This is a genomic window from Shinella granuli, from assembly GCF_004341885.1.
Classification (GTDB): Bacteria; Pseudomonadota; Alphaproteobacteria; order Rhizobiales; family Rhizobiaceae; genus Shinella; species Shinella granuli.
In genome coordinates this window covers 33,556-54,880 of the sequence record NZ_SLVX01000008.1, presented here as the reverse complement: position 1 = coordinate 54,880, position 21,325 = coordinate 33,556, and the positions used below count along the sequence as shown (strand labels likewise).

The 21,325-nt window shown below is 68.0% G+C and carries 17 protein-coding genes; 10 read left to right on the top strand and 7 right to left on the bottom strand.

All coding sequences use genetic code 11. The annotated features are described in order from the left end of the window. The first annotated feature begins 75 nt into the window (after positions 1 to 75). Entirely contained in the window at positions 76 to 1,074 is a 999-nt protein-coding gene (locus EV665_RS14715; protein WP_133034639.1) for a glycosyltransferase family 2 protein, read from the top strand. A 24-nt stretch (positions 1,075 to 1,098) separates the two neighbouring features. Here the strand turns inward: EV665_RS14715 and EV665_RS14710 are convergent, their stop codons facing one another. Beyond that, positions 1,099 to 2,046, bottom strand: a complete 948-nt coding sequence (locus EV665_RS14710; protein ID WP_133034638.1) for a polysaccharide pyruvyl transferase family protein — start codon at positions 2,044 to 2,046, stop codon at positions 1,099 to 1,101. A gap of 63 nt (positions 2,047 to 2,109) precedes the next feature. After that, a complete protein-coding gene (locus tag EV665_RS14705; RefSeq protein ID WP_133034637.1) occupies positions 2,110 to 3,069 on the bottom strand; it encodes a glycosyltransferase family 2 protein in 960 nt (319 codons plus the stop codon). Positions 3,070 to 3,191: 122 nt separating this feature from the next. Between EV665_RS14705 and EV665_RS14700 the strand changes: the two genes are divergently transcribed. Beyond that, positions 3,192 to 4,664, top strand: coding sequence for a lipopolysaccharide biosynthesis protein (locus tag EV665_RS14700; protein ID WP_133034636.1), 1,473 nt, complete (start codon positions 3,192 to 3,194; stop codon positions 4,662 to 4,664). 111 nt (positions 4,665 to 4,775) lie between these two features. On the opposite strand, the gene EV665_RS32330 is transcribed toward EV665_RS14700, so the two are convergent. Continuing rightward, positions 4,776 to 4,925 carry a hypothetical protein gene (locus EV665_RS32330; protein ID WP_162853064.1) on the bottom strand — a complete coding sequence of 50 codons (150 nt, stop codon included), beginning with the start codon at positions 4,923 to 4,925 and terminating at the stop codon, positions 4,776 to 4,778. A gap of 92 nt (positions 4,926 to 5,017) precedes the next feature. On the opposite strand from EV665_RS32330, the gene EV665_RS14695 reads away from it, so the two are divergent. Genes EV665_RS14695 through EV665_RS14660 form a run of 8 tightly spaced genes read left to right on the top strand, consistent with a single transcriptional unit; the run spans position 5,018 to position 14,431 of the window. Further along, a complete protein-coding gene (locus EV665_RS14695) occupies positions 5,018 to 6,160 on the top strand; it encodes an acyltransferase family protein (RefSeq protein WP_281048239.1) in 1,143 nt (380 codons plus the stop codon). 5 nt (positions 6,161 to 6,165) lie between these two features. After that, entirely contained in the window at positions 6,166 to 6,951 is a 786-nt protein-coding gene (exoK, locus tag EV665_RS14690; protein ID WP_133034635.1) for an endo-1,3-1,4-beta-glycanase ExoK, read from the top strand. Positions 6,952 to 6,965: 14 nt separating this feature from the next. Beyond that, entirely contained in the window at positions 6,966 to 8,168 is a 1,203-nt protein-coding gene (locus EV665_RS14685; protein WP_162853063.1) for a glycosyltransferase family 4 protein, read from the top strand. Next, positions 8,158 to 9,156, top strand: coding sequence for a glycosyltransferase family 2 protein (locus tag EV665_RS14680; RefSeq protein ID WP_133034634.1), 999 nt, complete (start codon positions 8,158 to 8,160; stop codon positions 9,154 to 9,156). The genes EV665_RS14685 and EV665_RS14680 overlap by 11 nt, the downstream gene beginning before the upstream one ends. Then, positions 9,153 to 10,082 carry a glycosyltransferase family 2 protein gene (locus EV665_RS14675; RefSeq protein WP_380685573.1) on the top strand — a complete coding sequence of 310 codons (930 nt, stop codon included), beginning with the start codon at positions 9,153 to 9,155 and terminating at the stop codon, positions 10,080 to 10,082. The genes EV665_RS14680 and EV665_RS14675 overlap by 4 nt, the downstream gene beginning before the upstream one ends. Then, a complete protein-coding gene (locus EV665_RS14670) occupies positions 10,079 to 11,068 on the top strand; it encodes a glycosyltransferase family 2 protein (RefSeq protein ID WP_133034633.1) in 990 nt (329 codons plus the stop codon). The genes EV665_RS14675 and EV665_RS14670 overlap by 4 nt, the downstream gene beginning before the upstream one ends. A gap of 4 nt (positions 11,069 to 11,072) precedes the next feature. Continuing rightward, a complete protein-coding gene (locus EV665_RS14665; protein ID WP_064333558.1) occupies positions 11,073 to 11,978 on the top strand; it encodes a UTP--glucose-1-phosphate uridylyltransferase in 906 nt (301 codons plus the stop codon). A 50-nt stretch (positions 11,979 to 12,028) separates the two neighbouring features. Continuing rightward, complete coding sequence (locus EV665_RS14660) at positions 12,029 to 14,431, top strand: polysaccharide biosynthesis tyrosine autokinase (RefSeq protein WP_133034632.1); 2,403 nt, start codon at positions 12,029 to 12,031, stop codon at positions 14,429 to 14,431. A 261-nt stretch (positions 14,432 to 14,692) separates the two neighbouring features. Here EV665_RS14660 and EV665_RS14650 read toward each other — a convergent pair whose 3' ends face one another. The 4 genes from EV665_RS14650 to EV665_RS14635 form a co-directional block, all read right to left on the bottom strand. Continuing rightward, positions 14,693 to 16,234 carry a SpoVR family protein gene (locus tag EV665_RS14650; RefSeq protein ID WP_064333560.1) on the bottom strand — a complete coding sequence of 514 codons (1,542 nt, stop codon included), beginning with the start codon at positions 16,232 to 16,234 and terminating at the stop codon, positions 14,693 to 14,695. Between the two features lie 12 nt (positions 16,235 to 16,246). After that, a complete protein-coding gene (locus EV665_RS14645; RefSeq protein ID WP_133034631.1) occupies positions 16,247 to 17,569 on the bottom strand; it encodes a YeaH/YhbH family protein in 1,323 nt (440 codons plus the stop codon). Positions 17,570 to 17,594: 25 nt separating this feature from the next. Next, complete coding sequence (locus EV665_RS14640; RefSeq protein ID WP_064333562.1) at positions 17,595 to 19,544, bottom strand: PrkA family serine protein kinase; 1,950 nt, start codon at positions 19,542 to 19,544, stop codon at positions 17,595 to 17,597. Between the two features lie 147 nt (positions 19,545 to 19,691). Then, positions 19,692 to 21,323, bottom strand: coding sequence for an AMP-binding protein (locus tag EV665_RS14635; RefSeq protein WP_245507720.1), 1,632 nt, complete (start codon positions 21,321 to 21,323; stop codon positions 19,692 to 19,694). Between the last annotated feature and the right edge of the window lie 2 nt (positions 21,324 to 21,325).

Sequence of the window (21,325 nt, the reverse complement as noted above, 5' to 3'; positions counted from 1 at the left end):
CCCTTTTCCCCTTTCATGCTGCATTGCAGCGCGGGTGCCCCGCGCCATGGTTCAACGCGTGACGGGGGTATGCCCATGGCCCAGGAAGAAACGGTCTGTGTCATCATTGCCGCGAAGAATGCCGAGGAGACGATCGGGCGGGCCGTCCGCTCGGCCCTTGCGCAGCCGGAAGTGGCCGAGGTCGTGGTGGTGGACGACGGATCGGACGACCGCACGATGGCGGCGGCCGCCGCCGCGAACGATGCGAGCGGCCGGCTGGAAATCCTCGGCTTCACCCAGAACCGCGGGCCCTCGGCGGCCCGCAACCGGGCGATCGCCGTGTCCCGCGCGCCGCTGATCGCCATCCTCGATGCGGACGACGTCTTCTTTCCCGGCCGCTTCCGCCAGATGCTCGCCTGCCCGGACTGGGATTTCATCGCCGACAACATCGCCTTCATGGCGGAGGCCGAGCCGCTTCACCAGCCGGCGCAGTTCGCGCCGCGCCCGCGCCGCCTCGATCTCAAGGCCTTCGTGCAGGGCAACATCTCCCGCCGCGGCGCGCCGCGCGGCGAACTGGGCTTCCTGAAACCGGTCATGCGCCGCGCCTTTCTCGACGCGCACGGGCTGCGCTACCGCGAGGAGATGCGGCTTGGCGAGGACTACGAGCTCTATGTGCGGGCGCTGGCGAACGGCGCGCGCTATACGGTGATCGAGAGCTGCGGCTACGGCGCGCTGGTGCGCGAGAACTCGCTCAGCGGCCGGCACCGCACGGAAGACCTGGCGGCGCTGCATGCCGCCGAACGCTCCATCCTGGCGACGGGCGGCATTCCCCCCGAGGCGCTCGGCGTCATGCGCCGGCACTGCCGCCAGATCGGCAACCGGCATGCCCTGCGCCGCTTCCTCGACAGCAAGCGGGAGCGCGGCGCCGGTGCGGCCCTCTCCTACGCCTTCGGCCATCCCGCCGCCCTGCCGGCCATTGCCGGTGGCATCCTGCGCGACAAGGCGGAGGCCGCCTACCGGCGCTTTCGCCGAGAGGCACCGGCCGAGGCGGGCCTGCGCTACCTGCTGCCCGCCTCCCCTGCCGAGCCGGTCTGACGGGACCGGCCGGCATCGCGGGATTTACAGGTAGTCGCGCCGCACGCCTTCCAGCACGTCGTAGAGCTGCGCCTTGCGCGCGGCGAGGCGGGTATCGGCGCTGAGCTGCGGTTCGGCGCGGCTCGCCTGCCAGAGCGCCAGTGTCGAGGGCGCGGCGAGAACCTGCTTGGCGGCAAGGCGAAGGCCCGTGCCCGACGGCTTGCTGGCAGCGGGCGCAACGGCGACGTCTCCCGCCGCGCCGCGCTCCGGCCGCGCGGCGCTGTATCCCTCATAGTCGACGCCCCAGAAGCGGGCGCCCTTGACGATGGCTTCCGCCCGGCTCGACAGCGGCACGCGGCGCGGCCGGTGTTCGACGCCGACCGTCGCGGCCCAGTCGCGCCATTTGAAGCTGTTGATGCTGTCCGACGTGCTGACCGCCGTCCAGGGCACGCGGAAGGCATCGGCGAGGATCGCGCCGTGCATGGATTCCGCGACGATCCGCTCGGACTGCGCGATCGCCCGGATCACGGCCTTCGCCTCGCCGCGCGGATCGATATAGTTGAGGCCCGCCGTGGCGCAGACGGCCGGCCACAGGCCCGCCACCGCCGATTCCCAATGGGGCACGAAGCTGCAGCCATGGCGCTTCGGCAGGTTCGAGAATTCCGGCATGTCGGCCACCAGCACCGCCGGGTCGACGATGCCCAGCGTCTCCGGCACGCCGACCTTTGCCGCCGTCAGCGGCCCGCGCACTGAGCGGATGTCCCAGAGGCTTTCATCCCGCATGTCCGGTAGCACGCCGTAGCCGAAGCCGCTGCCGATGACGAGCTTGCGCCCCGCCTCGGGCAGCAGCGCCTTGTTCAGCACCGTGCCGACGCCGACGAGCAGCACGTCGGGATGGACGCTGCGAAAGCCCGGCAGCAGGAAATCCCAGAGCCAGAGATTGAGGTCGTCGCCGAAATTGCCGTGCTGCGATTCCCAGTAATAGGGCTTCATGTCCACCTCCTTGGAAGAGCGGGGCGCAAGGGACCGGGCGTTCCCGCCCGGCGCGAAAGAGAATCAGCGGGACACCTTGCCGACGGCGAGCGCGAAGGCGCTGGCGATCAGCCGCGGATCGCGCAGTGCCCAGCGGGCGAGCATGTCGAACTGGGGCAGCTTGCGCCGCTTGACGCGCCGCGCCTGGCCCCAAAGCGCCTGGCGCCTGGCGGTCTGCTTGTAGGCGCGCAGCGAGGCGACCTCCGCCGGCCGCTCGGTGAAGCGCGTCTCCAGCCGGTCGAGCGCCAGCCAGGTGTTGAACTGCTGGCGCAGGAATTGCGGGGAATCGTTGTCGACGCCGTGGAAGATGTTGACCCCCTCCCCGCGCATGGCCCCCGCCTCCGCGCCGAGCACGACGCGTCTGGCCGCCAGCACGCAATCGCAGAAGAACAGCACGTCTTCGGCGGCAAGCCGCAGCGCCGCATCGAAGCGCACCTGCTCGATCAGCGGCCGGCCGATGACCATCGCGGAGAGGTGCAGGAAGCTCCAGTTCTTCAGCATGACCTGCGTCAGGCCGGGGATTTCGATGAGGAGCGGATCCTCCACGAGCCGCACGACGGTCTCGCTTTCCGCAAGATCGGCGACGCCGAAATGATAGTAGAAGGCATCGCCCCCGGTGATGGAGGCGAAGTAGCAATCGGCCCCGAACTGGGTCATCGCCGCATGGGCGCGGGAAAGGTGCCCGGGGGCGAAGGTGTCGTCCGAATCAAGGAAGGCGACGAGCTCGGTTTCCGGCGCGACATGGTCGAGCCCGGTGTTGCGCGCGCCGCCCGGCCCGGCATTTTCCTGCCGCAGGATGCGCACGCGCGCCTGGTCTTCCGGCGAAAGGGCGATGATGTCGCCATCGGCCGGATACGGCGATTCGTCGTCGACGACGATGACATCGAAGTCGTTGAAATTCTGGGCAAAAACAGACCTGAGCGCACGCTCCAGGATGCCCGGCTCCTTCTGGTAGAAGGGGATGATAACTGTCAGCTTCGCCATCTTTTCGTCCCTGTGGTTTCTCTAGAAAGAGTTTCGCATGGTCTCCTCCCACGGGGGCGCGGCCGTTTCCGGCGCAGGCATTTCGTCGTCGCCAGGGCTCCTTTTTCGAGCAGGTATCCGCCATGTCCCAGCAGGTGAACGCGAAGTCGGTGACGCGAAACGTCGGCTGGAGCGTCCTATCCAAGACAAGCACATTCGGGCTTAAATTTGTCACGGTGCCCATTCTCGCCCGGCTGCTTTCGCCCGAGGAGTTCGGCGCGGTGGCCGTCGCGCTCGCCCTCGTGCAGTTCCTGGCGATGATCGGCGGGGCGGGCCTCGCCTCAGCCCTCATCCTCGAACCGCGGGAGGACGAGGAGACGATCCACTCCGTGTTCTGGGCCAATCTGGCGCTCGCCTTCCTGATGGCGGCGGGGCTGTTTTTCTGGGCCGAGCCGCTGGCCGGCTGGCTCGGCGCGGCCGATGCCGCCCCGCTCCTGCGCCTGATGAGCCTGCTCGTCCCGCTGCAGCTTGCCGGCGACGTCGCCTATGCCCTCGTCGCCCGGCGCATGCAGTTCAGCAAGGATGCGCTGTGGAGCATGGTGTCCGAATCGCTGGCGGCGATCGCCGCGGTCGCGCTGGCGCTCGCCGGCTTCGGCGTCGTCGCGCTGGTCGTCCAGCTCTTCGTGGCGGGCGTCGTGCGGCTTGCCGGCCTGTTCTTCGTCTCGCGCTACCTGCCGCGCCTTAGCTTCCGCCTTGGGGAGGTGACGCGGCTCGCGCGCTTCAGCCTCGGGCTGATGGGCTCGGAGATCGCCAATTTCGTCACCTTCCAGTCGCCGATGGTCGTCATCTCGCGCTTCCTGGGGCTGGCGGAGGCCGGGGCCTATTCTGCGGCCAACCGCTTTTCCAGCATTCCCAACCAGGTGGTGCTGTCCGCCGTCATGGGCGTGCTCTTTCCCGCCTTCAGCGCGATGATGCACGACCGCGAACGCCGTTCGCAGGCGCTGATGCTCAGCACGCAGCTGACGACCCTGCTGCTCGCGCCGATGATGTTCGGCCTGTGGGCGCTCGCCGAACCCGCCATGCTCCTGCTGTTCGGCCCGCAATGGGCGGCCGCCTGGCCGGTGCTCGGCCTGCTCGCGCTCTCGAAGGGCATCCTGACGCCCTGCAGCACCTTCATCCCCTATCTGAAGGGCGCCGGCCATGGCGGCGCGCTCTTCCGCTGGGCGGTCGGCCGCGCCGTCGTCACCACCGCCGCCGTCGCCTATGGCGCCTATGAGGGCACGCTGGTCGCGGCGATGACGGCGCTCTGCATCGTCAACGCGCTCGTGCTGGTCGGTTATTCCAGGCTGGTGTTCAGCGCCGACGGCACGCCGTTCCTCTCCGGCTTCGTGCGCGCGGTGCGCCCGATGCTGACGGCCGTGCTGATGGCGCTCGCCGTGCGCTACGCCCTCGACCACGTCCTCGCCCCGCGACTGCCGGCCGCCCTGCAGCTTGCCGCCGGCATCGCGCTCGGCGGCGTCCTCTACGGCGTGCTGGTCCTCCTGACGGAGCGCCCGCTGCTGCGCAAGCTCCTCGATCTCGCGCGCCGGCCCAAGACATCGCCCGCTTTGCCCTGAGCCTGCCGCATTTCGGCCCCGCCTTGCCGCAATCGGCCCCCAGCCGGGCCGATCGCGGCCAGTCATCGAAAAAAACTTTACAGGCTCCTGCATCCCATAATTGCAGGCAGATCAGTATATTCGAATAGACTGCAAAGAATTGATGCCGCGGCGCTTGGTCTTGCCGGACGGCGGGCGGAATTCCCCTTCCGCGAGCGGCGCCGCACCTGTCATTATGCTGCAATGCAACCTTCCCATCACGCGAATTTGTTGCGCCGCCATATTTTTTTCCGTCCCGTCACCCAGACTCCGCTTCGTAGGCTCGAGTCTGCTCTTGTTTGAACGGCCGCTTGGGGGAGCGGCACACCAGAGGGGTGACGGACACCGTGGATATCGACGCGACCGTTTCACAGCGCATCAACCTGATGCGCATCGTGCTGATCAGCGGCATCATCCTCGTGCATGTGCCCTATGATCCGGCGACCAGTCCCTATGCCGGGCAGTTCGGCGGCTTCGACTGGCTGCGCGTCTTCCTCGGCGACAGCCTGTTCAGGATCGGCGTTCCCTGCCTCAGCGCGATTTCCGGCTACCTGCTCTTCCAGCGCGGGTTTGCGGGGTTCGATTATCGCCGGACGCTCCGCACCAAGGCCTCGACGATCCTCGTGCCGTTCCTCCTGTGGAACACCGCCTTCCTCCTCCTCGTGCTGGCGGCCCAGTCGCGCGGCATCGGCTTCGGCTACCTGCCGGACGTTCTGAACGCCACGCCGCGCGAATGGATGAACCTCGCCTTCGCGATCGAGACCTGGCCCGTCAACATCCCGCTCTATTTCCTGCGCGATCTGCTGCTCTGCCTTGTCCTCTCGCCGCTCATCGCCATCGCCGTGCTGCGCTATCCGCGCACCGTGCTGACGCTGATGCTCGCCTATGCGGTGCTGCCGCTGCCGAACGGTATCTTCCTGAAGAAATCCATCCTGTTCGGCTTCAGCTTCGGCGTCTGCGCCGCGCTGCACCGTTTCGACATCCGCCGCCTCGACCGCTTCGCCGTGCCGCTCGTCCTCGCCGTGCTCGCCATGGCGGTGGCGCTGTCGCTCGCCCTCTTTGCCTTCGGCCCGGAATTCCCCGCCTGGCTGGACATGCTGCGCAGCCTGACGGCGATCTTCGGCATCTTCGGCGCCTGGGCGCTTTCCGCGCTTCTGGTGCGCACGGCGCCGGGCGCGGCGCTGGCGAAGCTCGGCGGCCTCAGCTTCTGGATCTTCTGCGCGCACTATCCGCTGCTCGTCCTGTTCTGGATGGTCTGGAACCGCATCGGCGGCGCGGACGCCTACCCGCTCTTCTATGTCGCAAGCCCTCTGCTCGCGCTCGCCATCCTCGTCGTGAGCCATGCCGCCGCGCGGCGCTTCACGCCGTCGCTGCACGCCCTCCTCACCGGCCGCCGGCTGGGCAGCCCGCGGGCGCCCATGGGCCAGCGCCAGCATCCGCCGATGGAGCCGAGCGGTTCCATCGCCCAACGGAGGTAACCGGAATGACCGCTTCCTTGAAAAACGCCCTTCGGGCCGGCGCCCTTCTTGCGGCGCTCGCCGCAGCCGGTCCCCTTGCCGCCCAGGAGGGCGCAAGCGGCACCTCCTTCGTCGAGGAGTTCGATACGCTCGATACGGGCTTCTGGTACGTCTCGGACGGCTGGAACAACGGCGCGCACCAGAACTGCACCTGGTCGAAGGACCAGGTCGCGGTCAGGGACGGCAAGCTGCTGCTCTCCTTCGATGCGGCGCCAGCCGGCGAGCGCGACTATGCCTGCGGCGAGGTGCAGACGCGCAAACGCTACGGCTACGGCACCTATGAGGTGCGCATGAAGACGGCGACCGGCTCCGGCCTCAACTCGGCCTTCTTCACCTATATCGGCCCGGCCGACAAGAAACAGCACGACGAGATCGATTTCGAGGTGCTCGGCAAGGACACGTCGCGCGTCCAGCTCAACCAGTATGTCGCCGGCAAGGGCGGCAACGAGAAGCTGGTGCCGCTTCCCGGCCCGGCGGATGCCGGCTTCAACGACTATGCCTTCGTCTGGCAGAAGGACCGGCTTCGCTACTATGTGAACGGCGCCCTCGTGCACGAGGTGACCGATCCGGCGGCGCTGCCAGTGAACGCCCAGAAGGTGTTCCTCTCGCTGTGGGGCAGCGACACGCTGACCGGCTGGATGGGCCGCTTCGCCTTTGCCGGCCCGACGCGGCTGGAGGTGGAGCGCGTCGCCTTCACCGCCGAGGGTGATGCCTGCCCCTTCGCCGGCTCCGTCGCCTGCCTGCTGAACTGACTGGGACGCGGCCGATGCTCCGGGTGCTCTATCTCGTTCACGATCTTTCCGATCCCGCCGTGCGCCGCCGCGTGCTGATGCTGCGCGCGGGCGGGGCGGAGGTGACGCTCGCCGGCTTCCGGCGCGGCGAGAACCGGCTCGCGGCGGTGGAGGGCGTCGCTCCCGTGGAGCTCGGCGCGACACGGGACGCCCGCTTCGCCCAGCGCCTTGCGGCCGTCGCCCGCGCCGGCGCCACGCTTCGCCCGCGGCTGGCCGGCATGGCGCGGCCGGATGTCATCCTCGCGCGCAATCTCGAAATGCTGGCGCTGGCCGGCCGGGCGCAGGCGATCTTCGGCGGCGCTGTGCCGGTCGCCTATGAATGCCTCGACATCCACCGACTGTTGACCGGCAAGGGCGTGGCGAGCCGCGGCCTGCGCGCGGCCGAGCGCCATTTCGCCCGCAAGGCCGGCCTCCTCGTCACCAGCTCGCCGGCCTTCGTGGAGCACTATTTCAGGCCGCTTTCTGGCGTCAAGGCGCCGGTCCATCTCGTGGAAAACCGTGTGCTGGCGCTGGACGGCCCGACGGACGACCTGCCCCCGCGGGCAAAAAAGCCGGCGGGCGAGCCCTGGCGCATCGGCTGGTTCGGCGCGATCCGTTGCCGCAAGTCGCTCGATCTCCTCGCCGCCTTCACGCGGCGCATGGAGGGCCGCTTCGAGGTGATCCTGCGCGGCCGCCCCGCCCGGTCGGAATTCGACGATTTCGACGGCCTCGTGGCGCGCGAGCCCTTCATCCGCTTCGAAGGCCCCTACCGCAATCCGGAGGATCTCGCCGCCATCTACCGCGACGTCGATCTCGCCTGGGCGATCGACTTCTTCGAGGAGGGGCTGAACTCCGCGTGGCTGCTGCCCAACCGGCTCTACGAGGGATGCCGCCACGGCGCGCTGCCCATCGTTCTGGGCGGAACGGAGACGGCGCGGCTTGCCGGTCAGCGCGGCATCGGCATTGCGCTGCGGGATGCCCGCCTTGAAACGCTGGTGACGCGTTTTTCCGCCTTCGACGACGACAGCTACCGGGCGCTCCACGCCGCGCTCGCCGGGCTCGGGCCGAAACCCTGGATCCATGACCGGGCCGATTGCGCCGCATTCGTCCAGCGCCTTGCCGCGCTCCGCGCGCCGGCGGCGGAGCCCGCGCCCGCTCCCTCCCTTCTCGCAAGCAAGGTGGATTGCCATGACCATTGACCCCGTGACATCCGTGCGGTGCCTGATCGTGATCCCGTGCCTCAACGAGGCGCGCTACCTGGAGCCGCTGGTGCGGCAGCTGGAACCGGCACTGGCCGGGCTCAACGCCACGCTCGTCATTGCCGACGGCGGCAGCACGGACGGCACGCGCGCCATCGCCGCCGAGCTTGCGGCAAGCGTGCCGAACCTGCACCTCCTCGACAATCCCAAGCGCATCCAGAGCGCGGCCGTGAACCTTGCCGTCGAGACCTTCGGCATGGACCACGACTATCTCATCCGCATCGACGCGCACGGCACCTATCCCGCGGACTATTGCCGCGTGCTCGTCGAGGAAGCCCTCTCGACCGGGGCCGATTCCGTCGTCGTCGCCATGCAGACCGTCGGCTTCGGCACCTTCCAGAAGGCCACCGCCGTCGCGCAGAATTCCGTGCTCGGCAACGGCGGCGCAAAGCATCGCGCCGGGGCGCAAAGCCATTGGACCGACCACGGCCACCACGCGCTGATGCGCATCTCCGCCTTCCGCACGGTCGGCGGCTACGACGAGACCTTCACCGCCAACGAGGACGCGGAATACGACTATCGCCTGCAGGCGGCCGGCTACCGGATCTGGATGACCGCGCGCACCGCGATGATCTACTATCCGCGCGCCAGCGCCGGGCCGCTGTTCAAGCAGTATTTCCGCTATGGCCGCGGGCGGGCACGCAACTTCCTCAAGCACCGCGCGCGCCCGAGCCTGCGCCAGCTTCTGCCGCTGATGGTGGCGCCGGTGGCGGTCGGGGCGTTCCTGGCGGCCATCACCTGGATCGCCGCCGTGCCCTTCGTGCTGTGGGCGGCGGCCTGCCTCGGCTATGGCGCCTGGATGGCGCTCGGCCAGCGCAACCCCTATGGCCCGCTCGCCGCCGTCTCGGCCATGATCATGCATTTCGCCTGGTCCGCCGGCTTCTGGCGCGAGCTTCTCGACATCCGCCAGCGAAGGGTCGCGGCATGATGGCCCCCGCTCCGCTCCGCATCGATATCGCTGTCTGCACCTTCCGGCGGATGGCGGCGCTGGGCGAGACACTGGCCTCGCTCGCCGCGCTGACGGTGCCGCCGGGCGTTACCCTGCGCGTCATCGTCGCCGACAACGACGTGGAGCCGAGCGCCCGTCCTTGCGCCGAGGCCGCGCGCAAAAACCTGCCGATGGCGCTTGCCTATGTGCATTGCCCGGCCGGCAACATCTCGCTCGCCCGCAATGCCTGCCTGGAGGCGGCCGATGCCGACTTCCTCGCCTTCGTCGACGACGACGAGACGGTGGAGCCGCAATGGCTCGAAAACCTGCTCGCCACGGCGACGACGGGCGCCGCCGCCGTGGTCCTCGGCCCGGTCAGGGCACAGTACGGGCTGGACGCCCCCGGCTGGATGCGGCGCGGCGACTTCCATTCCACCCGCCCCGTCTGGGTGAGCGGCGAGATCCGCACCGGCTATACCTGCAACGTGCTGCTGCGCCTTGCCGCGCCGGCCATCGCCGGCCGCCGGTTCGACCATGCGCTCGGCCGCAGCGGTGGCGAGGACACCGCCTTCTTCGGCGAGGTGCACGCCGCCGGTGGGCGCATCGCCTTTGCCGGCGAGGCCTGGGTCAACGAGCCGGTTCCGCCCGCGCGCGCCCGGTTTTCCTGGCTGGCGCAGCGTCGCCTGCGCATGGGCCAGACCCATGGCCGGCTTCTTGCCGGGCGCGGCACGGGCCGGACCGGCGCGGCGGGGCTCGCCGCCGCGAAGGCCGGCTTCTGCCTTGCGGCGGCAACGGCCTTCGTCCTCCTGCCGGTGCAGCGCAACCGCTTCCTCCTGCGCGGCCTGCTGCATGCCGGCGTGATCGGCGGCCTTTTCGGCGCCCGCGCCATCGAACCCTACGGACAGCCGGAGGCCGCGACGCGATGACCCGCACGCTCCCGCCCGATGTCTCCGTCGTGATCGCCGCCTACAACGCGGCCGATACGATCGGCGACGCCATTCGCAGCGCCGCCGCGCAGGAGGGCGTGACCGTGGAGATCGTCGTCGTCGACGATTGTTCGGCGGACGCGACACGCGCGACCGTCGTCGCGCTCGGCACGCCCGGGCTGACACTCCTGCCGCTCGATCGCAACCGCGGACCAGGCGGGGCGCGCAATGCGGGCTTTGCCGCCGCGCGGGGCCGCTGGATCGCGGTGCTCGACGCCGACGACACGATGCAGCCGGATCGCCTTTGCCGCATGATCGCTGCGGCCGAGGCGAAGGGCGCCGCCGTCGTCGTCGACAATCTCGACGTGCTGCATGCCGACGGCCGCAACGAGCGGATGTTCGATGCGGCGCAACTCGCCGCCATGCCGGCCCTGACGCTGCCCGTCTTCATCGACGCCAACCGGATTTTCCGCGCCACGCACACTTTCGGCTACATGAAGCCGGTCTTCCGCCGGTCCTTCCTTGAAGAGAAGGACCTTGCCTTCGACGAGGCGCTGCGCATCGGTGAGGACTATCTCCTGCTCGCCTCGGTGCTCGCCGCGGGCGGGACCTCTGCCATCGTGCCCGAGGCGGGCTATGTCTACCACATCCGCGAGGGGTCGATCTCGCGCGTGCTGCACCTTCACCATGTCGATGCGATGCTGGCCGGCGACCGACGCTTTCTCGCCCGCTTCCCGCTTCAGGGCGCGGCCGCCGCGGCCCAGCGCCGGCGCACGCGCAACCTCGAAGAGACCCGGTCCTTCCTCGCGCTCGTCCAGCATCTGAAGAACCGTTCGCTCGGGCCCGCCCTCAAGGTGGCGCTCGGCGATCCCGTCGCGCTCCGGCATCTTTCGATGCCGATCGCCACCCGGTGGCGCCGCCTGACGGCGCGCGCGGCCCTTTCCCCAACGACAGCGGAAGACCTGCCGCTCAAGAACAAAGGATAATGCCATGGAGCGAACCAAGACCGTCCGCAAGGCCGTCATCCCGGTTGCCGGCAACGGCACCCGCTTCCTGCCGGCCACCAAGGCCATGCCGAAGGAAATGCTGACCATCGTCGATCGCCCGGTCGTGCAATATGCCCTCGACGAGGCGCGCGAGGCCGGCATCGAGCATGTCGTCTTCGTCACCAGCCGCAACAAGCAGGTCATCGAGGACCATTTCGACGACACGCCGGAGCTGATCTCCTCGCTGGAGCGCTCCGGCAAGGAGGCCGCGGTCAGCGAGCTCGGCCGGCTGCTGCCGGCGGCGGGCGCGGTGAGCTTCACCCGCCAGCAGGCCCCCCTCGGCCTTGGCCATGCGGTCTGGTGCGCGCGCGATCTCATCGGCGACGAGCCCTTCGCGCTGCTCCTGCCGGACATGGTGTCCTTCGGCCCGCGCGGCTGCCTGTCCGGGCTGATGGACCTCTATGGCGAGGTCGGCGGCAATGTGGTGGGCGTCGAGCAATGCGCGCCCGAGGAGGCCTCGCAATACGGCATCGTCGGCAAGGGCGTGGCCGTGCGGCACGGCTTTACCGTCACCCACATGGTGGAAAAGCCGGCACCGGGCGAAGCGCCCTCCAACTTCTTCCTCAACGGGCGCTACATCCTCCAGCCGGAGGTGTTCGGCCATCTCGCCCGCCAGCAGCGCGGCGCCGGCAACGAGATCCAGTTGACCGACAGCATGCTGAAGCTCTCCGCCACGCAGCCCTTCCATGCCCATGTCTACGAGGGGCGAACCTATGACTGCGGCTCGAAGCAGGGCTTCATCGAGGCGAATGTCGCCTTCGCGCTGGCCCGCCCGGACCTCGGCGGTGCGCTCTTCGAGCCGCTCCGCGATCTCGTGATGGCCCATGGCGGCGGCGCACGCGCCGCCTGACACATGCGGATCCCGGACCACCGGCCCGGGATCCGCATAGGCAGCGACCAATGAGCCGAAAGGCAGAACGGAGCCCCATGCATCACCGCACCGTGCCGTACGGCAGCCTTTTCCGCAGGGAGCCGGATGCGTCCGACAGCTTCATCGATCTCAACCGTCTGGTGACGATCCTCATGCGGCGGGCGCGGCTGATCGCGCTCTCCGTCGTCGTGGCGTTGGCGCTCGGCGTCCTCTATCTCGTCTTCGCCACGCCGCTCTACACGGCCATGACCCAGATCCTGCTCGACGAGGACCTGTCGCGTTATGCCGAGGAGGCCGAGACCACGCCGCAGACCAGCCAGCAGGCGGACACGCGCCTTGCCAGCGCCATCGAGATCCTGAAATCGGGCCGGCTGGCGCTGCGCGTGGTCGATGCCCTTGAACTCTCCGAAAACGAAACGATCCTCAACCCGCCGCAATCGCCCGTCTCCCTCGCCAAGGGCTGGGTCAAGTCGCTCGCCTCCCTCGGCTCCGGCGGTCCTGCCCCCTCGGCGGAGGCGGAAGCGGAGGGCCGGCGGCAGAAGGCGGCGGCGATGCTGCAGCAGGCCCTCGGCGTCGAGCGCGTCGCGCGCAGCTCCGTCGTCGCGGTCTCCTTCCGCTCGCCCGACCCGCAGCTTTCGGCGACCATCGCCAAGGCCTATGCCGAGGCCTTCTTCGCCGAGCAGCTCGATGCCAATGTCCATGCCAGCGAGCAGGCCAGCATCTGGCTGCAGGAGCGGCTTGCCGATATCCAGCAGCGCTCGCAGGCCGCAGCGCTTGCGGTCGAGCGCTACCGCAACGAGAACGGCCTGACCGCCGCGCGCGGCGAGCTCATGTCGGAACAGCAGCTTGCCGATCTCAACAGCCAGCTCATCGTGGCGCAGGCCGACGCGGCAAGCGCCTCCGCCCGCTACAACCAGTTCCGCGCGATTGTCGAGCAGGGGCCGGAAAAGGCGGTTGCCAATGCGACCATCCCGGCGCGGCAGGGCGACAATGCCATCATGCAGGAGCTGCGCGGCCGCTACAACGCCGTCGTCAAGCGCGAGGAGGAGATCACCCGCGCCTTCAGCGCCGACCATCCGCAGGCGGCGGCGCTCAGGACCGAGAAGGAAGACCTCGCCCGGCAGATCTACCAGGAACTGCAGCAGCTGACGGCAAGCTACCGCAACGACTACGACGTCGCCCGATCGCGGGAGGTCTCGCTGCGCGAGAATATCGAGAAGGTCGCCGGCAGCAATGCCGAGGCGAACCGCTCCTCGGTGCAGCTTCGCACGCTGGAGCAGCAGGCGGCGGCGCTGAAGACGCTGTCGGACGCCTATCTCGCCCGCTACGAGCAGGCGACGCAGCAGCAGTCCTTCCCCATCGCCAAGGCGCGGGTGATTTCCGATGCCGGCGTGCCGACGGCCGCCTCCAGCCCGAGCAGGACGCTGACGATAGGTCTGTCGCTGGTGCTCGGCCTGATGGGCGGCGGCGCGCTGACCGTCCTGCAGGAAATGCGCGAGCGCGCCTTCCGCGTCGGCAACGACATCCGCGCCGTGCTGGGGCTGCGCCCGCTCGGTTACCTGCCACTGGTCGGCGCCCGCAAGGAGCGCGCGCAGCCCGCCCGGCCCGAGGACGGCGGCACGGAGGAAGGCGACGTCATTCCCTTCGAGCGCATGACGCGCATCGTGCTCGACGCGCCGGGCTCGGCCTTCGCCGAGACGCTGCGCCATGCCCGGCTCGCCAGCGACATGATGCTGCACGGGCGCGAGAGCCGCGTGATCGGCATCGTCTCCGCCCTGCCGCAGGAGGGCAAGTCCACCGTCGCGATCAACTTTGCCGCGCTGCTCGCCGCCAGCGGCAAGCGCACGCTGCTGATCGACGCGGACCTGCGCCGGCCGAGCCTCACCGCCATGCTGAAGCCCGCCCCGCAGGCCGGCCTTGTGGAGGTGCTGCTCGGGCAGGCCGCCTGGAACCAGGCGATCAAGGTCGACCGCCGCAGCAAGCTCGCCGTGCTGCCGGCCGGCGGCCGGACGGGCGCGGGCGAGATACACCATCCCAACGAGCTGATGGCGTCGGCCGCCATGAAACGCCTCTTCGATGAGCTGCGCCAGACCTTCGACTACATCGTCGTCGATCTCGCGCCGCTCGCTCCGGTCGTCGACGTGAAGACCTTCGAGCCGCTGGCGGACGGCTTCCTCTTCGTGGTCGAATGGGGCAAGACCCCCTCGCCGCTGGTGCGCGACCTGCTTTCGGCCGAAAGCCGCATCGAGGCGAAGATCGTCGGCGTCGTGCTCAACAAGACGGACATGGCGGCGCTCCCCCGCTACAGCGATTTCGGCGCGGCGGAGAAATATCGCAGCCTCTACGACCAGTACTGCACCGATTCGGTCCCGACGGTGCGCGTCAGGGGGAACGACGTGCGCGCGCAAGCAGGGCAATCGCGGGGGGCATGACACTCTTCCCGCAAGGCGGCAGGATTATCGCATATGGACGGTGGAGATTGCCGCCCCACCCCCCTCTGCCCTGCCGGGCATCTCCCCCTCAAGGGGGGAGATTGGATGGAGAGCCGTTTCGCCCGTTTCCAGCGCTGCTGATTAAGCGAGGCTTTCGCCTCTTGCCGATCTCCCCCCGTGAGGGGGAGATGCCCGGCAGGGCAGAGGGGGGTGGGGCGGCAATCTCCACCGTCCATATGCAATTGCCTGCCCTCACGCCAATCACGCCTCCGTCGCCGAGCACTCGTAGAGCGAAGCCCCCGTCTGGGCATCCACGCCGGACAGGCTGACATTGTAGCCCCACAGCCGGCGGACATGGGCGAGGGTCGCGTCGCGGTCGCTCTCGTTCAGGAGGATGCCGTGCTTGACGCTGTGGCGCAGCCGAAGCTGCCGGTCGCCGAGGAGATCGACGTCGACCACCTGGATATCCGGCCGGTTGACGCCGGGATCGTAGTTCCGGGCAAGCGCGGCGCGCACCGCGGAATAGCCCCGCTCGTCATGGATGGAGGCGACCTCGCAGAACCGTTCGTCGGCACGGTCGGTGAGGTGGAACAGGCGGAAGCGGCGCATCAGCGTCGGGCTCAGATATTGCAGGATGAAGGATTCGTCGCGGTGGTTCTCCCAGGCGTCGAGCAGCGTTCCCCGCCAGTCGCCATTGCCGGCGATGGTGGGAAACCAGTCCCGGTCCTCGCTCGTCGGCCGGGTGCAGATGCGCTCGATGTCCTGCATCATCGCGAAACCGAGCGCATAGGGATTGAGGCCCGAAAAGCGCGGATCGTCGAAATCCGGCTGGAAGACCACGTTGGCATGGCTCGCCAGAAGCTCCAGCATGGCGCCCTCGCTCATCCGGCCCTGGTCGAACAGCCGGTTGATGATGAAATAGTGCACGAAGGTGGCGCAGCCCTCGTTCATCACCTTGGTCTGGCCCTGCGGATAGAAATACTGGGCGATGACGCGCACGATGCGCAGGATCTCGCGCTGCCAGGGCTCCAGGATCAGGCTGTGCTTCTCCAGGAAGTAGAGCAGGTTCTCTTCCGGCAGGTTCAGCGCCTGCTTGCGCTCCAGCGCCTCCTGCTCGGCCGCCTCGATGCCGGCATTGCCGCCCGCCGTCGGCAGGGTGCGCCACAGGTCGCTATAGGTCTGCTCCTCGTATTCCAGCCGCTCGCGCGCCCGCTCCGTCACCTTTTCCGAGGACAGCCGCGGCGGGCGGCGATAGTGGAAGACGCCCTGATCCATGAGGGCGTGGGCGGCGTCGAGGATCTCCTCCACTGCCGCCGGGCCATGCCGCTCCTCGCATTTGGCGACGTATTTCTTGGCGAAATCCATGTAGCCGAGGATGGCGCTGGCATCCGTCCACTGGCGGAACAGGTAGTTGTTCTTGAAGAAATGGTTGTGGCCGAAGGCGGCATGGGCGGTAACGAGCGCCTGCATCGGCATGGTGTTCTCTTCCATGAGATAGGTGATGCAGGGATTGGAATTGATGACGAGCTCATAGGCGAGGCCGCGATAGCCCTTGCGGTAGAGATGGCTTTCGAAGACGAAGCGCTTGCCGAAGGACCAGTGCTGGTACATCAGCGGCATGCCGACGGAGGAATAGGCATCCAGCATCTGCTCGGAGGAGATGACCTCGATCTGGTTGGGGTAGACGTCGAGCCCCATCTCGCCGATCGCGATGGCCTCGATCGCGTCATAGGCCCGCGACAGGGTCGCGAAATTCCATTCGGAGCCTTCGAACAGCAGGGAGGAGGCCGGTCGTTTCGCCATCCGCTTGCCCCCTCAGCCGCGCACGGAGCGGGGTTGGTGCCGGGCGAAGAGCTTGCGGAAGACGGGATAGATGTCGGCGGGCCGGGAAATGCGCGTCATCTGGAAGTTCGGCACCGCCCCGTCGACCGTGCGATAGGCGCGCCAGAGCGAGGTGCCGTTGTCGGTGGTGCCGAAGATCTCGCTTTCGCGCTCGTCGATGATCTCCACATAGGCATAGTACTGGCAGAGTTTCATCAGCTCGTCACGCAGCAGCGAGGCGCAGCGCTCGGAATCGCCATTGGCATTGTCGCCGTCCGAGGCCTGTGCGGCGTAGATGTTCCAGAGATTGGAGGGATAGCGGTCCATGATGATGCGCTGCATCTCCTCCAGCGCGGTCGAGACGATCGTTCCCCCGCTCTGCTTGCTGAAGAAGAAGGTCTCCTCGTCCACCTCGTGCGCCTCGTCCGTGTGGCGGATGAAGACGATGTCGATGCGCTCGTAGCGGCGCTTGAGGAAGAGGTGCAGGAGCACGAAGAAACGTTTTGCCAGGTCCTTCTCGCGTTCGCCCATCGAGGCGGAAACGTCCATCAGGCAGAACATCACCGCGCTCGCATTGGGCAGCGGCTGGCGCTCGAAGCGGTTGAACCGCACGTCGACGGGATCGACATAGGCGATGCGCCGGCGCCGGCGTTCCAGCACCTCCAGCTCCTGGCGCAACTGCGTGAGCCGGTTGCGCTGCGACAGCGACAGCCGCTCCTCTCCTTCCAGCGCGGCGATCTCGTCGGCAAGCACCCGGCATTCCCGCTCGCTCGGGCGGCGCAGCGCCATGCGGCGCCCGAAGCTGTTGCGCATGGTGCGCCCGACATTGATGTTGGTGGGGGTGCCGGACGTCGTCAGCCCGGCGCGATGCGGCTTGTAGGTGACGGTCTCCCGCAGGTTGAGCTTCACGAGGTCGGGAAGCTCCAGGTCCTCGAAGAAGAGGTCCAGCACCTCCTCCCGCGACAGGATGAAGAGGAAGTCGTCCGTCGCCTCGCCGCGTCCGGGGCCGCGTCCGTTGCCCCCGCCGCCGGCGCCCGTCTCGGGCTTGCGGATCCGGTCGCCGGGCGAGAAGGTCTGGTTGCCGGGCAGCACATGGTGCCGCTCGCCGCTGGCGCCGGAATGGCGGAAGCTCGGCTCGTCCGCGCCGCGACGCGGGATCGGTACGCCATGGGCGGCGTCCACGTCGGCGATCTTGTCGGATTTCACCTGGTCGCGGATCGTGCGCTTCAGCTCGTCATGCACGCGCTTGAGGAAACGCTGGCGGTTGCCGAGGCTCCGGTCCTTGGGATTGAGCCGGCGATCGATGAAATTCGGCATGCGCCAGTCCCCCGCTTCGGCATGGTCAGCCGGCCTTGTTGACGCGCATGTACCAGTCGACGAGCCGGCGGACCTGGCGGCCCGTATAACCGCGCGCCGTCATGCGCTGGACGAATTCGGCGTGCTGCTTCTCGGTCGTGCTGTCCTTCTTCGAGCCGAAGCTGATGACGGGCAGAAGATCCTCGACCTGGCCGAACATTCGCTTCTCGATGACTTCCCGCAGCTTCTCGTAGCTCGTCCAGGCGGGGTTGCGCCCGTTGTTGCGGGCGCGGGCGCGCAGGGTGAACTTCACCACCTCGTTGCGGAAGTCCTTGGGATTGGCGATGCCGGCGGGCTTTTCGATCTGCGACAGCTCGCTGTCGAGGATCTCGCGGTTGAGGATCTGGCCCGTGTCGGGGTCCTTGAAGTCCTGGTCTTCGAGCCAGGCATCGGCATAGGCGATGTAGCGGTCGAAGAGGTTCTGGCCGTATTCGCTGTAGGATTCCAGATAGGCCTTCTGGATCTCGTGGCCGATGAACTCGGCATAGCGGGCGGCAAGCTCGGAGCGGATGAAGTCGATATAGTTCGCCTCGACCTCCTTCGGAAACTGCTCGCGCCGGATCGCCTGTTCCAGGATGTACATGAGGTGGACCGGATCGGCCGCGACCTCCTTGGTGTCGTAGTTGAAGGTCTCCGACAGCACCTTGAAGGCGAAGCGCGTGCTGACGCCCGTCATGCCCTCGTCGATGCCGGCGGCATCGCGGTATTCCTGCAGGGACTTCGCCTTGGGGTCGGTGTCCTTCAGGTTCTCGCCGTCATAGACCCGCATCTTCGTGTAGGTCGGCGAGTTCTCGTGCGGGGAAAGGCGGGTGGCGACGGTGAAGCGGCTGAGGTTCTCCAGCACTTCCGGCGCGCAGGGGCTGTCGGCCAGCTCGCTCTCGCGCAGCAGTTTTTCGTAGATCTGCCGCTCCTCGGTGACGCGCAGGCAATAGGGCACCTTGACGACGAGGATGCGGTCGAGGAAGGCCTCGTTGTTCTTGTTGTGCTTGAACTGCAGCCATTCGGATTCGTTGGAATGGGCGAGCACGATGCCCTGGTAGGGGAAGGCGCCGAAATTCTCCGTGCCGTTGTAGCTGCCTTCCTGGGTGGCGGTCAAAAGCGGATGCAGCACCTTGATCGGCGCCTTGAACATCTCGACGAATTCGAGCAACCCTTGCGTCGTGCGGTTGAGGCCGCCGCTGTAGGAATAGGCGTCGGGATCGGCCTGGCTGAAATTTTCGAGCTGCCGGATATCCACCTTGCCGACGAGGGCGGACACGTCCTGGTTGGTCTCGTCGCCCGGTTCCGTCTTGGCGATGGCGATCTGGCGCAGGCGCGAGGGCATCAGCTTGACGACGCTGAACCTGGAGATGTCGCCGCCGATCTCGTCCAGCCGCTTGGTCGCCCAGGGCGAGATGAGGCCGGTGAGCCGGCGCTGGGCGATGCCGTACTTGTCCTCCAGCAGCTCGCCCATGCGGTCGCGGGAAAAGAGGCCGAGCGGCGATTCGAAGACCGGGCTGATCTTGCCGTCGATGGCGAGCGTATAGATCGGCTGCTCTTCCATCAGCTTCTTGAGGCGTTCGGCGAGCGAGGACTTGCCGCCCCCGACGGGGCCGAGCAGGTAGAGAATCTGCTTGCGCTCCTCCAGTCCCTGGGCGGCGTAGCGGAAGTAGCCGACGATGCGTTCGATCGTGTCTTCCATGCCGAAGAAATCGGCGAAGGCGGGATAGATCTTGATGGTGCGGTTGGCGAAGACGCGGCCGAGACGCTCGTCCGCGCTGGTGTCGATCAGCGTCGGCGCGCCGATCGCCGCCACCATGCGCTCGGGCGCGGTGGCATACATGCTCTTGTCGTCGCGGCAGGCCAACAGGTATTCCTGAAGGCTCAGCTCTTCTTGCGCAGTGCTCGCGTAAGCCTTTGAAAATAGATCGAAAACGTCGCTGCCGGCGGTTCCCATGGAACTCTCCTGCTGTCGTCAGCCGGGAGTGTCGAATCTCCCGTCTGTAGTGTACGCTGGAACGCAAACGACTGCAATTTGTTCCCCCTTCTTCAAGCGAATGTGTGCGGGGCGCCGCGTCTCCACGGCCCCGCCGGGCCGCGCAGCCTAGCGCGATCCCCGGTCGAAGGTCGCCGGGCCGAGGCCGCGCTGGCGCAGCACGCTGCGCGCCACCTTTTCCGTCGGCGTGCGCGGCAGCGGCGCATCGGTGATCTCGATATAGCGCGGCACCATGTGGCGCGGTGCGTTCGCCCTGAAATGCGCAAGCAGGCCGGCCGCATCGAGCGCCGATCCGGGGCGGCGGAAGGCCACCACCATGATGTCCTCCTCGGTGAACTCGGAGGCGATGCCGAAGGCGGCGCTTTCGACGATGTCGGGGTGCTGCTCGGCCAGCGTCTCCACCTCGTAGGCGGAGATGTTTTCGCCGCGGCGGCGGATCGCCTCGTTCAGCCGGTGCTTGAAGTAGAGCCAGCCGTCCGCGTCCATCACGCCGGCATCGCCCGAATGATACCAGAGATTGCGCAGCGTCTCGACCGTCTTGGCCTCGGCGCGGTAATAGCCGGAGAACATGCTCCAGCTCTTCCTGGGCCGCGAGACGATCTCGCCGATGCTGCCGGGCGGCAGCGGCCGGTCCCTGTCGTCGACGACGGCCACCTCCCAGTCGGGATGCGCCCTGCCGCAGGAGCCGGGCCTTGCGTCGTCGACGGTGTCGAGCGTCACGAAGCTGGTCTCCGTCTGGCCGTAGCCGGTGACGAGGCGCATGCCGAAGCGTTTCTCGAACGCCGCCTTGTCCGGCACCATGGGAATGCACTGGCAGACCCGCACGGGATTGTCGCCGTCGCGGGCCTCCGGCGGCGCACGCAGGAGGATGACGGCCATGGCGCCGAGAAGGTTCGTCGCCGTCGCGCCGCTGTCGCGCACCTGCGCCCAGAAGCGCGAGGCGCTGAACCCGTCGACGAGCGTTGCCCTGGTGCCGTAGATCAGCGGCAGGTAGACGCCGAACATCTGCGCATCGGTGTGGAACAGCGGCAGGGCGGAGAAGTAGCTGTCATCCGTGCGGTAGCCGAGATTGGCCGCCATCGCCGCCGCCCAGGCGTAACAATGGTGGTGCGACATCAGCGCGCCCTTAGCCGGGCCCGTCGTGCCCGACGTGTAGAGGATCGCCATCGGGTCGCTGTAGTGCACGGCCGAAAGGTCGAGGCTGGCGGGCGATGCGAGGCATTCCTCGAAACGCAGGATGCGGCCGATCCGGATCCCCGCCGCGCGCGCCTCTACGGGATCGGCGCCGACGAGGATGAGCGTGCGGAGCGCCGGCAGCCGGTCCTGCACGATGGCGAGTTCCGGCAGGGCATTCGCATCGGCGACCAGCACCTCCGCCCCGCAATTGTTGAGATTGTGGCAGAGCAGCTCGCCCTTCAGCCCCGGATTGTTCGGCACCTCGATCGCCCCGAGGCTGGAGACGGCGAACCAGGTGACGATCAGTTCGAGGCAGTTGGGCAGCAGCATCGCCACCCGGTCGGCGCGGCCGACGCCCAGCCGGCGAAGGCCGCCGGAGAGCCGGCAGGTGAGGTCCAGCATCTCCTCGAAGCTCGCCGTGCGGCCGCAGATGTCGAGGAAGGGGCGGGAGCCGAAGCGCTCGGCCTGCCTGACGAGGATCTTCGGCAGGACACGCTCTTCGATCTCGTCGTCGTGAAGGCCCGGGACGGGCGAAAGGGACGAGAAGGCGGGAATGATGGACACGG